The organism is Poriferisphaera corsica, assembly GCF_007747445.1.
In the GTDB taxonomy this organism is placed as follows: Bacteria; Planctomycetota; Phycisphaerae; order Phycisphaerales; family Phycisphaeraceae; genus Poriferisphaera; species Poriferisphaera corsica.
Genome location: NZ_CP036425.1, coordinates 1,981,232 through 1,995,807, shown reverse-complemented (window position 1 = coordinate 1,995,807; position 14,576 = coordinate 1,981,232). Strand labels below are relative to the sequence as shown.

The window sequence follows — 14,576 nt, the reverse complement described above, 5'->3', positions numbered from 1 at the left end:
ATGAGCATCGCATTAGCACTTCACACAGCCTCGCGACACCCATCCACTTGAATTCAATTTGATCATTGTATTGTTAAAAAATCACCATCACGATCTTGTTGAATTTGTCCCTACTGGCTTATTTCAATAGTTTCGCGAGCCTCAATACCACGGCTTGAAGTCCCAATTTGCAACTCAAATTTTCCTTGTCCAACATCCATCACTTGCTTACTCTGATTCCAACTTGCAAGCCTCTCGACGGGAATCTCAATACTAACTTCTTCTGTCTGTCCCGGCTTAACTTCAACTCGACCAAACCCAACAAGCTTTTTAATCACATTCTGTTTCGTAGGATCTAAGTCTCGAGCATAAATCTGAACCACATCAGCACCTGCCACATCACCTGTATTTCGCACGTTCAAACTCACCAAGATTGTATCATCCTCAGCCAATCGATCACTCGATAGCTTGACGTTTTCATAGCTAAAACTGGTGTAACTCAAGCCATGCCCAAACGGAAATTGCGGCATCGCAGTGGAGTACTGATACGTTCTGCCTTTTGTAACATCGTAATCATCTAAATGCGGCAATTGCTCCACAGACTTAAACCAAGTCATGGGTAAGTGACCCGATGGATTCGACTTGCCAAGCAACAAATTCGATAGTGCATACCCACCCTCTTGCCCCGGGTACCAAGCATGCAGAACAGCAGGAACATTCTCAAACAGCCACGGCTCAGTAATAATCGTGCCGCCATTCAAAACAACAATCACATTCTTTGTTTTGGCCAACCATTTCCGAAGCGATCTCATCTGGATTTCAGGCAACGATAGATCCTCATGATCAACAAATTCACGAGCTATCTGTAGATTAAATCCACACACAAAAACAACAACCGTTGAATCCGGCTCCTCAATTTTATTCTCTTCTGGCTTTTCTTTTAGCGACCACATCAAATGCGAGCTCGCTTTACCGCCATTATCGAAGAACTCAACTCTCAAAGGGTAAGCTTTTCCAGCCTCAAGATTCACAGGTGTAGCGTCCACGACCCGAGCCGCCCCCCGCCTCCATTCATTGATGATCTCCTGACCATCAAGCCAAACCCGCATGCCGTCATCAACTTTAACACTGATTTTATACTCACCACTAACATCTGGCACAAGCGAACCCGACCAGCGAACAGCAAACTGTGGCTGCGGCACTTCTGGATCGATATTCTCAAGAGGTTTCTCCCATTCCCTGTCAATTGACGGGTCAAGACGAACAGCTTGAGGCACACCTTGAACAGCCGTCCCTCTAAAATACTCTGCTTTTAAACCTGTTTCTCCTTCAAAGCCCACTGGTGGCCGCAGATTACTATTTGGAATCGGCACCGGCTCAGAAAAATTCATCCATACTTCAAGTTCAACATCGACATCCTTCGCCGCCTCTTTTAGCGCACCATAGACCGTCGAAACACGCCGCGTCGGCGTACCGCTATATCCGCCAAGCTCACCAACATTACCATAAGGCCCCGCCACAATAATTTTTTTTATCTTCCTACTACCCAATGGCAGCAAAGCATTACCTTTGACTGGCTTATTCTGAAGCAGAACCGTACCCTTTTCAGCAATCTCCTGCGCAATCGCCAAATGCTCATCACTGCCGACAACAGACATCGGCGTGTTCTTGTATGGGTTACTAGAATCATCAATGATCTGTCCCAATTGCATACGCGTCGTCAAATTCTGAGTAATCGCACGATCAATCGCTCCATCTGTTATTAGCCCTCGTTCAATCGCATGACCAAGATACTTGTATAACAAATCCGTACCCATTGCATTAAGATCAACCCCCGCATTAATCATCAACGCAATCGCCTCAGCATAAGTCTCTACATATTTATGACGCGTTACTAAAAATTTTGGAGCACCAACATCGGTCACAACCGTACCGTGAAACCCCCACTCATTCCGCAGCACATCTGTCAGCAACCATTCATTCACCGTGCAAGGCACACCATTCACACCATTGTACGCCGTCATAATTGACTGCGCATCCGCCTTCTGAACCGCCTCGCGATATGCCGGCATGTAATAATCACGTAATACAGACTGTTTAATCTGCGGCGAAGAGAACTCACGATTATGCTCAGTATTATTCGCAATAAAATGCTTAATCGTCGCGATCGTTTGATAATACTCAGGATGCGTACCCTGTATCCCCTTAACAAACGCAACCGCCATTTCCGAAGTTAAAAACGGATCCTCACCATACGTCTCATCATTCCTTCCCCATCGCGGATCACGAGCCATATTGATCGTTGGACTCCAAATCGTTAACCCCTCATAGCGTCTTACCTTTCCAGGCGATTCATGATATTTCGCCCGCGCTTCCTGACCAATCGCTGAGGACATGTTATAAATCAACTCCGGATCCCACGTGCTGCCCATCGCAATAGAAACCGGGAATTGAGTTGCCCGACCATTTCGAGCCACTCCATGTATCGCCTCGTTCCACCAGTGGTGCCGTGAAATCCCAAACCGATCAACACTTTTTGAATCCATACCAAAAAGTGCAGCCTTTTCTTTCAATGTCATCTGCTCAACAAGCTGGCGAGCATTCTCATAGCATTTCTCTTGAAATGCTTTGCGTTGCTTGAAAATCTCTTCCCACTTCGCCTGATCATTCAACGGTATTTGGCCGCTAAAAGTCTGTTCCTCAGCGTGAATATTACTGGTGAATATTCCTATCGTGAATAACGCAATGAATAGATTCTTGACCACGTAAATAGTTCCCATTGAAATTAATGATCAACCTTTAATGATGCTATCGCGCCTTCAATGCACACGTACATATACCTTGCGAGTATATTTCTACCGCAATATTTGTCATGCATAATGAAATACATATCGATACTCAACCAATGCATTTCATCATCAAATTAAATCCTATGATTAATTTCAATGTTTACCATGCTTGTAGCCCAACAATGTATTGCCCGCCTCACATGATAAATGCCTTCACAATCCAATCCATAGTCAACATAAATCTTAACTTACCCCCAACCTCATAAATACACTCACAAAACAGCAATTCATATGAATATCATTCATTGTACATTCTACCGTTAACGATAAATTATTATCTTCGACCACCAACTGAATCCATAGCGAACACATCCACGCTGAAAACGAATCATTGCAATGATTTGAAACCAAAACAGACATCTTTTAGTCAATATATATCGCTAAACAGATCTATTACTACAGAGTAAACAACAAGATCAATGTGCGTTGACATTCATATTAATAACAACACATTCAAAATTTAAACTATCGTCTTATAAAGTAAAGATAGTTTTATGTCAGCAACAGGAAATATTTTTTCCTGCGTAAGGTGATCAATAACATCAATTAAAATTTTTCTAAGTGTAACTAAAAAACTATCGAATCGATTCTTGCCCGACTGCTTTCTTCATCGCCGCCATCTTATCCAGCGTTTCCTCATATTCCTCACGCGGCACGCTATCCGCCACAATCCCACCACCAACCCAATAATCCAATAATCCCTCCCCACCCTCATCCATCTCGATCATCGCCGTCCGGATCGCAATATTCAGCAGCATCTGATCGCCGCCGATCATCCCCATCGCCCCCGTATACGCGCACCGTCTCGCCCCCTCAAGCTCCTCAATAATCTCCATCGCTCGCACTTTTGGCGCCCCCGTAATCGAACCACCAGGCATCGCCGCACGAAGCAGATCCGCCACATCACACTCCTCCCGCAACCTTCCCACAATCGTTGCCACCCCATGATGCACCGTTGGATGCGTCTCGATCTCCCGCCCGTTCAATACCCGCACGCTCCCATAGCGGCACACCCGCCCCAAATCATTCCGCATCATATCCACCACCATATTAAGCTCAGCCCAATCCTTCACACTATCCGCCAACTCACTCGGACAAACACTCGCGGGCCGCGTCCCCTTAATCGGCCTCGTCACTATTCCCCCCTCTTTCAGCTCATCATCCAGACCGACCTCCAAGAAAAGCTCAGGCGACATACTTACTAACACGCGCTTAGATCTATCCGCCGTCAAGCATTCCATATACCCTCCATACCAACTCGGCGAAGCATCCAGCATATCCAGATACAAACCCCGTGACCCCTTCAAGCCCCCCTTAAAAGCAGCACTAAAACGCTGCGCCACATTCACCTCAAATACATCACCCGCCTCGATATAATCCAGCGCCTTCCGCACATTCGCCTCATGACCATTTCGATCGACATCACCCACAAACTCGCCAACTTCATATTCCTTCCCCCGATTTTCTCCATCATCCCCACATTCAAACACATCCTTCACCCATCCCGGCAAGTCCTCCTTCCAATCACCGCATCCATACCACTCGCCACCACCATCCTCATTCATCTCATAAACTAACCATCCGCTGCACCGATGCATCACACCAGCTTCCCATCCCCGATCCCGCGCCCCCGTGCTCGGCAAATCCTCTACCCACCGCCCCAATTCATAACCCAAATACCCCATCCAAATTCCCTGCTCCGTAGGCCCTTTTTCGCCGCACATCACATCCCGCAATCCTGAAAACGGATCATCTTCATTCCCCTCCAAAACCTCAGCCACCTCACCCTCGCGCATCCACACATGCCGCCCCGCGCCCCGCTCCCCTTCACCACTTCGCATTTCGTCCTCTACAAATCCCCATCCTTCATCCGCCGTTGCCACCACACACCGCCGCGCCCACCGTTTATCAAAACGCCCAGAACTCAAAACCAACAACCGCCTCTCAGCAGGCCATCCGCGCACAACATCCTTAAGCCCAATCCCATCACCCATCTCAAGTAGCAAACCATTTTCAAGCATCGCACCAATCATACCCATTTCCCCCCGCCACACACCTCACCCCCCCAGCCACCTCAACACACACACCAGCACTTATATATGCCCCACGCGTGAAACTCATCTCAGCTTAGCTTCTCCACAAAATATAAATGCGACACACCCACGACCGCCGATCGAGGGAAATCTTACAGCTCAAATACATGCAACACACATGCATGCGTCATTGACACCTCCATATTCTTTCCAAGCTAGTCGCAAACCGCGCGCACAAAGCCAAAATCAGCGTTCACAAATCGATCATTTCCCGTCCATTTCGCTTTTTTTTAATCGTAAATGCACCATTTTGGCTCAAAACACCCTCATTTCGCGCCTAAAAATCGCTTCAAATCACCTGATTTGATCCAATTGTGCGCACAGATGTGCCGCTCACATCCTCTTTCTTCTGTATGCATACACATATTTTGCATTACCGATCCTTAATTTAACATAATCGATCATTTCACTTTTCAATATCAACCCATTTCTTTGCGTATTAATTTCAATATTGTGCGCGCTTCCCCAACTTGTCACCCGACCTAACCTCGCTGACAATACTCCCTAATGAACGATTCACCCATCTATCGATTCCTTGAGCCCGACGCACCCGCACCGCTGCGAAACCTGCTATCGCTGCTGCTCATCCTTTTTGTTTGCACCATACCGCTGCTCATGTCGCTCTCGCGCGCCGATTCCAATCGCACGATGGAAAATATCACCGTCCTCTCATCGCAAGAAACCTGGATGCGTTGGCATGGCACGGATCACATCGCTGCCGAACCAGATGCGTATCTCATTCCCACACGTAACAGTGTGCCGCGATTTGAGAAACCGCCGCTCACGGTTTGGTTGAATCTCCTTGCATATACAGGACTTAAACCCGGCCAAGATATGATGGGCGAAGAAACAGTGGCGGGATCGCCACAGGACATTATTTATCGCTCGCGGCTTGTCGCGGTTGCATCAAGTCTGCTTTTACTTGTGGGGGTGTTCTGGATCGGGCTAAATCTGGGGGATCATAAATTTGCGATCATTGCCACCCTGGCAACCGGGACGATGTGGTTTTTTCAAAAACAAGCGCGTATCGGTTCTTATGACATCGAATTGGCAGCCTTCTCGGCGATGTCGGTCGCATCATTGATTGCTGCGATCAAACCGTTTCGACCTACACCCAAAATCACAAAAACACTTATTTTCACAGCACTTTCTGGATTTTTTGCTGCCGCTGCGGTCATGACCAAGGGATGGCCGCTGGGGATTCTATGGTCGTTTGTGCCAATTATTACGACGATTATTCTGACGCCGAAACATCGTTTGCGATCGACGTTATTGCTGGTCAGTGCGATGATCGTTGCGGTCGCGATTGCGGCTCCGTGGTTTATTTATGCTTTGATGCATTACCCGGAAGCAGCTCAAACTTGGTGGGGTGAATACAAGGCTTCACGGCAAGAATATCAGATCCCCGTTTATTACTTCGGATTACTTGGGCTTGTGTTGCCGTGGTCGCTGTTCCTGTTCGGCTCGTTTTTCCAGCCATATGTCAGAGCAGGGGGATTGGATCGGCGTAAGTTGTTGGTGCCGTGGCTGTGGTTCATGGTGCTGTTTGTGATCTTGTCGATTCCGGGCGCGAAGCAGCAGCGATATATTTTGCCGATCATTCCGGCTGCGGGTTTGCTCATCGCGCAATTGCTGCGTTGGCACGTATCTCTGGCTGCGAATAACGAGCGCGATCCCGGCGGAAATTTTATGATCTATCCGCAATGGATCGGGTTTGTGTGCGCAAGTATTGGCTTGTTCGTCGTACAGATTCTCGATTACCGGCAGATAGGTGCAGTGGTTCCAAAATATATTCTTGGGCCGCTGCCGATGTCGTTGGTGATTGTGACGGGACCGACGCTGGTTTTGATTGCGTATCTTGGGTTTAAAGAGCATGTGGCGTTCAAGAAGCCGATGAAAGCTATTTATCTTGCTGCGGCATGGATGTTGGTTGCCTCAACGACGATTTGGCTGGCGTACTCGGCTTCACCGGATCGTAATCATCCGATCCGCGTGGAGGCTGAGCGAGTGAGTGAAGTGATTGGCAAAGCACCGATGTATGTGCTGTTTAATCCGAGTGAAACTGATGCGATCAATGAAGAATTTTTGATTTACACACAGCGGATTGTACCTCGTGTTTCGATCGAGAATATCAAACTGTTTACTGCGGACTTAAGGGGTAAAACATACATGATCGCGGATGAGGACAAGATCAATGATGCGCTCATGAAGCAGTTTGGCTGGAAACCAGTATTGGAATTCAAGCAGGACAAGCGGCGCGTGAATGTTCTTTATGTTAAGAATATCGCTAGTGAATAGTGTTAGTGCTAGGAAACGATTGTGATCGAAAACGCGTAAGGTCGGTGCGCATAGAAAGAACGTGGTTTGCTTTGAAGTAAACGGAATTTCACAACAAAAACCGGCATATTCTTGCTCTTTTTAGTTGTTGCTGTTTCATATTGCATCTAAGATCGAAAATAGTTTTGATTACGTTGCAGCAAAGCAGACAGAGTTATCGTAGTGAGGACGTATATGAAAACAGCAATCGTCTTTGACTGTGAATTCCTTGTAACTGAAAATGCTCACCGGCGGTTTTGGTGCGGGCCACATGATCCTGACCCAGTTATCGCCCAAATTGGAGCAGTAAAAATATCACTAAGTGATAACTTTGATTGTATTGATACCTTCAAAGCCTATGTCAATCCTATTGATCGATTTGGCAATCGATACAAACTCGATCCATTCTTCACAAAACTAACGGGTATTGAGCAACAGACGATTGATAACGTGGGTGTCTCATTGCAAAACGCCAACGAGCAGCTTCGCGAATTTGCCGAAGGTGCTAAGCTCTGGTCTTGGGGTAAAGACGAACTGAACATGATGGCAATTAGTTGCTATATCGCAGGTATTGAACCGTCCATACCCGCACATCAATTTGATAACGCGTGCAAGCTCTTGCTCGCTGCGGGAATGCCTTATGAGGATATTAAACGGACGCCTAGTAACGCCTTGGCGGATTATTTTGAATTAGAGCATCCCCCATTAAAAGGGCACGACGCATTGGATGACGCCCTCTCGATTACATATGTTATACAACACCTTTTGAGGAATAAACTGCTTTCCCGAGCGGATTTTGCATAAGGTAACTTTGAACTCAAACCTTTGGCTTAGGCGCTATGAAATCAAATTCTGCGCTGAGAGCATAGAACATAGAGCACTGTTGAAGCAGCTTGGCTGGGAACCTGTAATGTAATATGCGGTGCAAGCTGCGTGTGAATGTTCTGCATGCTAGTATGTACAAATGATTAGTGCGAGTGCTTGAGAAGACGCAGGCGAGGGGTTGCGATTGGATGAAAGGGGGAAGGGTAGGGCGCAGGTAAATTGATGGGATTGTAGGACACCCCGCCACCAGCGGTGGCGGGCTTGATGCAGGAATATGTTATAAAAACTGGTGGGGGGGGATAGGGGAAGAGGATTTAGTTGGTAAATTTGTTGCCGGTGAGGTGGACGAATACGTCTTCGAGAGTGGGTTGGCCGACGGTGATGGATTTGATTCGACCTGCGAGGTGTGCGCTTATTTTGGCGACCATCTCAGGGCCTTGAGCGTGTTCGCAGCGGATCGTGTTGTCGATGAGTGCGGGAGCACCGCCGTCTTCCCAGCCGTCGAATTGGGCGACGAGATCGTCGAGGAGAGGCTGAGGTGATTCGTGGATGTCTGGGAGGATGGTGATGACGGATCCGCCGATGAGTTCCTTGAGCTGGGAGGGGGAACCTGATCCAACTAACTTACCATTAGACAAGATGGCAAGTCGATCACACTTTTCGGCTTCTTCCATGAGGTGTGTGGTGAGAGCGACGGTCATGCCGTGGTGTTGGATGAGGTCGTGGAGGGTGAGCCAAAGATCGCGGCGAGCGGCGGGGTCGAGGCCTGTGGAGGGTTCATCGAGGATGAGGATTTGTGGGCGGTGGAGGATAGCTTTTGCGAGTTCGATTTTGCGTTTCATGCCGCCTGAGAAGGATTCGGTGAGGTCGTTTGCACGGTCGGCGAGGTTGAATTGCTGTAGTAGTTCATCGACGCGAGCTTTGAGGGTGGGGCCGGAGAGGCCGTAGAGATGGCCGTGGGTTGTGAGGTTTTCACGGGCAGAGAGTTTGCCGTCGAGTGAGGGTGATTGAAAGACGATGCCGAGGGATTGTCGGACGAGGTGAGGGTTGGTGAGGAGGTTGTGGTTGTTGATGGTGATTGCGTCAGCGGCTGAGGGTGTGAGTATGGTGGAGAGTATTTTGAAGAGTGTGGTTTTGCCGCCACCGTTGGGGCCGAGGATCCCGAAGACTTCGCCGGGGGTGATGGCGAATGAGACGTTGTTGAGTGCTTGAACGGGAGCGGTGCTTTTGCGGGTCGGAGGGTATTGATGTGAGAGGGCGTTCACGCTGATGGCGGATTGGGTGTTGGTCGTGGGCTGTGTCATGGTGGTTTGTGTCATATGGCTAACTGATGGATAGATGATTGAGAGGCGAGTGGATAGGCGAGTGGGGGGATTTACATTTTGTCGATGAGCATGAAGAGGAGGACGACGGGGAGGTAGACGAGTGAGGCGAGAAAGAGTGTGCGTGCGTGTTGTCTTGAGGGGAAGCGGACGACTTTGTAGCCGTAGTAGAGGAAGATGAGTCCACAGATGAGTGCGGCAAAGAAGTAGGCGAGGCCGGAGATGCCGATCATGGTGGGGAGGAGTCCGAGTGGGACGAGTGTGATGCATCCAATGAGGATCTGCATGAAGGTGCGTGAGCCGTCGGGGTCGATGACGGGGAGCATGGGCATGTTGGCTTTGGCGTAGTCATCACGGTACATCCAGGCGAGTGCGAGGAAGTGAGGGACTTGCCAGACGAACATGATGCCGAAGATGATCCATGCGGCCCAACCGGTGTTATTGAAGACGGTGAAGCCAGAACCTTCGAGGCCTGCGGCGTAACCGATGACGGGGGGCATGGCACCGGGGATAGCGCCGACAAGGAGTGCTACGGGAGAAATACGCTTGAGGGGTGTGTATATGAGGACGTAGGAGACGATAGTGAAGAGGCAGAGGAGTGCGGCGGCGGCGTTGGTGAATAGCGAGAGGAGGGCGATACCGAGGACGCCGAGGGCGAGGCCGAAGATGAGGGCTTCGGTCTTGGAGATGCGGCTGGTTGGCAGTGGACGCTTTTTCGTGCGATCCATGAGTTGGTCGGTGTCGATTTCGTAGAGTTGATTGAGTACGGAAGCGGACATACAGGCGAGTGCAACGCCGAGAAGCATGATGAAGAGTTTAGCGTACCATTGGGCGTTTGAGATGCCTGCATCGTTGGCGAAGCCGTAGCCGATGTAGGCGGTGATGATGACCATGCGCGTGATCTTGACTTTGGCGAGTTCGATGAAGTCAGAACGTCGAGCGAAGATGGATCTTGGCTGGTCTAATGGTTCAATAGATGGTTGTGTGATGTTTTGCTCAGCGAGGGTCATGCGAGTCCTCCTTGTGCGGAGGGCTTTTGCGGGGAGGAGGTTGTGCTCGTGGTTTGAGGTAGATATGTACCGGCTGCTGCGAGATGGATACGGATGGCGGCCCAGACACATGCTGCAAGGAGGGCGGCTCCGCAAGCCTGATGGACGGTTGCGTTGATGGGGTAGTCATTGGACCAGATGACAAGGATGCCGAGGATGACTTGAAGGAAGAGGAGGTTAATGACGGTGAAGGCGGGGCCGAGGAGTATGGGGGAGATGCGAGATTGTTTGAGCATCATGATGAAGTAGATGAGGCCGAAGAAGAGAATGAAGAAGGCGAGAAGTCGGTGAGTGAGGTGGAGATGAACTTGGGAGACTGTGTATTCACGCGTAAAGACTTTTTGCGCTTTGTATTCATCGAATTTTGCATCGACGGCGGCTTGTGTAAGTGGTGGTATCCATTCGCCATGCATTTTGGGAAAGTCTGGAATTGCGAGTGCTGATTTGGAATGACGAACGCCTGCACCGAGGATGAGTTGGATGAGCAGGAAGAAGACCATGAGAAGACTCATGATACGGAGCGTTTTGAGGGTTAACTGCTGATTCGGTTTCCAACTTTTGGTGTAATTGATCCAAAGTTTACTGGTGGCGGCGACGAGCAGGACGCATGTGGCGAGGATGACTTGGCCGAAGACGCCGTGGATGAGGGCGAGGGCAGTGGAAAGTTCAGTGACGCGGTAGACGCCCATGATGCCTTGGACGACGATCATAAGAAGGAGGAGGAGTGCGGTGTTGGGTAGCCAAATGCGATCACGTTGTTTGATGTAAGCGAGAAGGACGAGGGCAATGGAGAGGATACCTGCGGCGTTGCCGAAGAGACGGTGCGAGTGCTCCCAGAATGTGCCCATATTTTCCCACCAGACGGAGGGCGGGGCGATAAGTGTCCAGTGGCCGAAGGTCGTCCAACCGTCGGGTACGGCGAGGCCTTGATCGAGGGAGGTGACGTTGCCGCCTACGGTGATGAGGATGAAGGTGATGAGGAAGAGGAGGATGGCGGTGATGTGCGTGAGTAGGCTGTAGTTGGCTGAGGGATGAGTGGTGAGCTGATCGTCAGCACGGGGGGGTTGGTCGTTTTTTTGGTTTTTCATAGCATCCAAACCCATGTACACAGGCGGGTTGGTTCTCAAAAATTAGGTATGTCAGGTAACGTTTCTCGTGTGCGATTATAGCTTTAGGACGATTGTGATGCGACAGGAAAGGGGGTGAAGTCGGGTTAGGGGTTATGGCAAGATGAGAGGGGAACAGGATACTGACGGGTCTGATGATGTGGTGGATATCTGTGTTGGGAAAGTGGCGATAGCGCGGTTTTAACAGGTGTAAGGGTAGGATGAACTTGCTAGGGTTTGCAGAAGCGTTACAATTCTTTTTATGACAACTGCGAATAATAGCATTATCGCCATCGCCATTATTATTACCTACCCGATGTAGGGCCGGTTGTCGTTCAAATAAACCAACTAGAGCCCTACCAAGATGGTAGGGTTTTTTTGTGACGCCTGGGACCTGAGTGAGTAATCCAAAAGAAAACGAGATCGCTATGAGCACCGAGCAACCAAGACGGATTGAGATCTATGACACGACGCTGCGTGACGGGACGCAGGGCGAGGGGGTAACGTTATCGCTGGTGGACAAGCTGAAGATTACACAAAAGCTGGACGAGCTTGGGTTTGATTATATTGAGGGTGGGTATCCGCTATCGAACCCGAAGGACGTGGCATACTTTGAGCAGGTGAGAGATTTGGATCTGAAGCATGCGAAAGTGTGTGCTTTTGGGATGACGCGTCGAAAAGGGATTAAGGCGAAGGATGATGTGGGGATGAATGCGCTGGTCGATTCGAAGTCGCCGGTGATCACGATTGTAGGAAAGACATGGGATTTACACGTTGATGAAGTGCTTGGGATAAGCCGTGAAGAGAACTTGGCAATGATCGAGGACTCGATTGCGTTTTGTACGGGTCATGATCATGTAGAGCAGGTGTTTTATGATGCGGAGCATTTCTTTGATGGGTTCAAGGCGAATCCTGAATATGCAATACAGACATTGAAGGCTGCGCTAGCGGGCGGTGCAACGCGGCTGGTGCTGTGTGATACAAATGGCGGGTCGATGCCAGAGTTTGTGTTGACGACGATCAAAAGGCTGAAAGAAACATTGCCTGAGGCCAATATAGCGATCCATACACATAACGATTGTGGCTTGGCTGTCGCAAACTCGCTGGTTGCTGTAAGAGCGGGTGCGGTGCAGGTGCAAGGAACTATCAATGGGATAGGCGAACGCTGCGGGAATGTCGATTTGATCACGGTGGTGGCGAATTTGAAGTTGAAGCTCGGATTTGAGGCGCTTGAGCGCGAAGATTCAAATCTGCATCTGACAGAGCTATCACGGTATGTGTATGAGCTTGCGAACCAGAATTTGGTGCCGGGGCAGCCGTATGTTGGGTCGGGGGCGTTTGCCCATAAGGGCGGGATGCATGTGCATGCGGTTCAGCGGATCGCGCATTCGTATGAGCATGTGACGCCGGAGAGTGTGGGGAATTCGAGACGAATTTTGGTGAGTGAGTTGTCGGGCGCTTCGAATATTGCGGCGACACTGGGTAAAAAATTTGATATTGAGAACAATCGCGATTTGCAGCGTGAAGTTTTGGATCGCGTGCAGGTACTGGAAAACAAGGGGTATCAGTTTGAGGCGGCGGAAGCGTCGTTTGAATTGCTGCTTTATAAGGCGATGAATCAGTGCCCGGACTTCTGGCATTTGGATCATTATCGTTGCGTGATCCTGAAGAATAATGGGAATGCATCGTCAACTGAAGCGATCGTCAAGGTGAAGGTCGGAGATGATTACGAACACACGGTTGCTGAGGGGGATGGCCCGGTGAATGCGTTGGATGGCGCGCTGCGAAAAGCGCTGCAGCATGCGTATCCGCAGTTGCATGATGTCAAGTTGATGGACTATAAGGTCCGCGTTGTGAACCCGAACGAAGGGACTGCTGCGAAAGTACGCGTTATGATCGAGTTTGCAGTAAGAGATGAGAATCAGGAAACACTGCGTCACTTTACAACTGTGGGTGTGAATGAGAATATCGTTGATGCTTCATGGGAAGCACTCACGGACGCGTTTGCGTATCATTTGATTGAGGCGAAAGCTGAGACGCTTTGCGTCTGATCTAATCTGAGAATAGAAAATAAGAAGCAGGCTCGTATAATTAATACGAGCCTGCTTTTTGTTGATTGTTTAGTGGCTTATGCGGCAGCCCAGAGACGCGGGCCGACACATTCGTGATGTCCGCACTCGACGAGCTGAACGAGGTTGTCGAGATCTTTCTCGTTCATTTCGATGAACTCGAGGCCGAATGCCCAACGGAAGAAGCCGAGTTTGCGAACCCAGACCACTCGGGCGCGGATATCGATTTGGCCTTCATCGTGTTCGAGCATACCGTTGACAAAATCGCCTTGCTGAATGGGCTGTTTGCCTTTTCGGATAACTTGCATACCGCCAGCGGAGAGGTCGACGACTTCGCCAAGACAGCAGTTAAGATCCCCAATCCCCGCCACACGTTGAAATCTGCGGCGTTCCATTCTGATCCTTCCGGTAGTGGTGAATCTGGTTCGTAACGTAATATCCCCTTTGATCAGCTTTTTCATCGTCCGAGGTGGTTATTTAATTGAGTAAAAAGGGTGCTTCAATGGTGTATTTAAGGTGGTGTGATGCGTGCTGTGCGTTTTGTGCGGATCAGAGAGCGGAACCTGCAGGAGTGGGGAGGATGCTTACGACAAGGCCTGTAGGTGGGGGGAGGGGTGATGGGCGTTTTCCAGTAAAAATGGAAAATGATTCAAAGTAATTTCCGCTTTAGCCGAAAGAAGATAATGAAGAGCATACGGGAGTGAAACTCGGTCTGGGAAGCCGATTGAAGACGAGGCGAACCAGACGAAAGAACTCCAAGATTAGATCTTCAACTACCACCTCAGTCCACACCGAGATGTGCTGTGATAGAGGTCTTAACAAGCTTTCATCCTCCTCCTCCTCTTTCGAGGGCTCAGTGCAACGCTGAGCCCTTTTTTGTGCGCACATTCACGGTGCTATGACACAAATAAAATGAATAAGCCTGTATCTGAATGGTTTTAAAAGCGTCATACTGATAGCAAGACGTT

The 14,576-nt window shown here is 49.4% G+C and carries 9 protein-coding genes; 3 read left to right on the top strand and 6 right to left on the bottom strand.

Annotation, left to right across the window (positions count from 1 at the left end):
* Positions 1-110: 110 nt before the first annotated feature.
* Together KS4_RS08100 and KS4_RS08095 are read right to left on the bottom strand one after the other, a co-directional pair.
* Positions 111-2,744, bottom strand: coding sequence for a beta-glucosidase (locus KS4_RS08100; protein WP_200761706.1), 2,634 nt, complete (start codon positions 2,742-2,744; stop codon positions 111-113).
* A gap of 659 nt (positions 2,745-3,403) precedes the next feature.
* Positions 3,404-4,867 (bottom strand): anthranilate synthase component I family protein, encoded by a 1,464-nt coding sequence (locus tag KS4_RS08095; protein ID WP_145076865.1) that lies wholly within the window; start codon positions 4,865-4,867, stop codon positions 3,404-3,406.
* Between the two features lie 561 nt (positions 4,868-5,428).
* Here KS4_RS08095 and KS4_RS08090 point away from each other — a divergent pair.
* On the top strand, positions 5,429-7,219 hold the full coding sequence (locus KS4_RS08090) for an ArnT family glycosyltransferase (RefSeq protein WP_145076863.1): 1,791 nt from the start codon (positions 5,429-5,431) through the stop codon (positions 7,217-7,219).
* Positions 7,220-7,432: 213 nt separating this feature from the next.
* On the top strand, positions 7,433-8,041 hold the full coding sequence (locus tag KS4_RS08085) for a 3'-5' exonuclease (RefSeq protein WP_145076861.1): 609 nt from the start codon (positions 7,433-7,435) through the stop codon (positions 8,039-8,041).
* A gap of 335 nt (positions 8,042-8,376) precedes the next feature.
* On the opposite strand, the gene KS4_RS08080 is transcribed toward KS4_RS08085, so the two are convergent.
* The 3 genes from KS4_RS08080 to KS4_RS08070 all read right to left on the bottom strand — a co-directional run bounded on the left by KS4_RS08080 (position 8,377) and on the right by KS4_RS08070 (position 11,521).
* On the bottom strand, positions 8,377-9,366 hold the full coding sequence (locus KS4_RS08080) for an ATP-binding cassette domain-containing protein (RefSeq protein WP_200761705.1): 990 nt from the start codon (positions 9,364-9,366) through the stop codon (positions 8,377-8,379).
* 71 nt (positions 9,367-9,437) lie between these two features.
* Positions 9,438-10,394 carry a heme o synthase gene (cyoE, locus tag KS4_RS08075; protein ID WP_200761704.1) on the bottom strand — a complete coding sequence of 319 codons (957 nt, stop codon included), beginning with the start codon at positions 10,392-10,394 and terminating at the stop codon, positions 9,438-9,440.
* Positions 10,391-11,521, bottom strand: coding sequence for a COX15/CtaA family protein (locus KS4_RS08070; RefSeq protein ID WP_200761703.1), 1,131 nt, complete (start codon positions 11,519-11,521; stop codon positions 10,391-10,393). The genes cyoE and KS4_RS08070 overlap by 4 nt, the downstream gene beginning before the upstream one ends.
* 446 nt (positions 11,522-11,967) lie before the next feature.
* Here KS4_RS08070 and cimA point away from each other — a divergent pair, with 446 nt between their 5' ends.
* Complete coding sequence (gene cimA / locus KS4_RS08065) at positions 11,968-13,590, top strand: citramalate synthase (protein ID WP_145076853.1); 1,623 nt, start codon at positions 11,968-11,970, stop codon at positions 13,588-13,590.
* A 77-nt stretch (positions 13,591-13,667) separates the two neighbouring features.
* On the opposite strand, the gene KS4_RS08060 is transcribed toward cimA, so the two are convergent.
* Positions 13,668-14,003, bottom strand: a complete 336-nt coding sequence (locus KS4_RS08060; protein ID WP_200761702.1) for a PilZ domain-containing protein — start codon at positions 14,001-14,003, stop codon at positions 13,668-13,670.
* Positions 14,004-14,576: the final 573 nt, after the last annotated feature.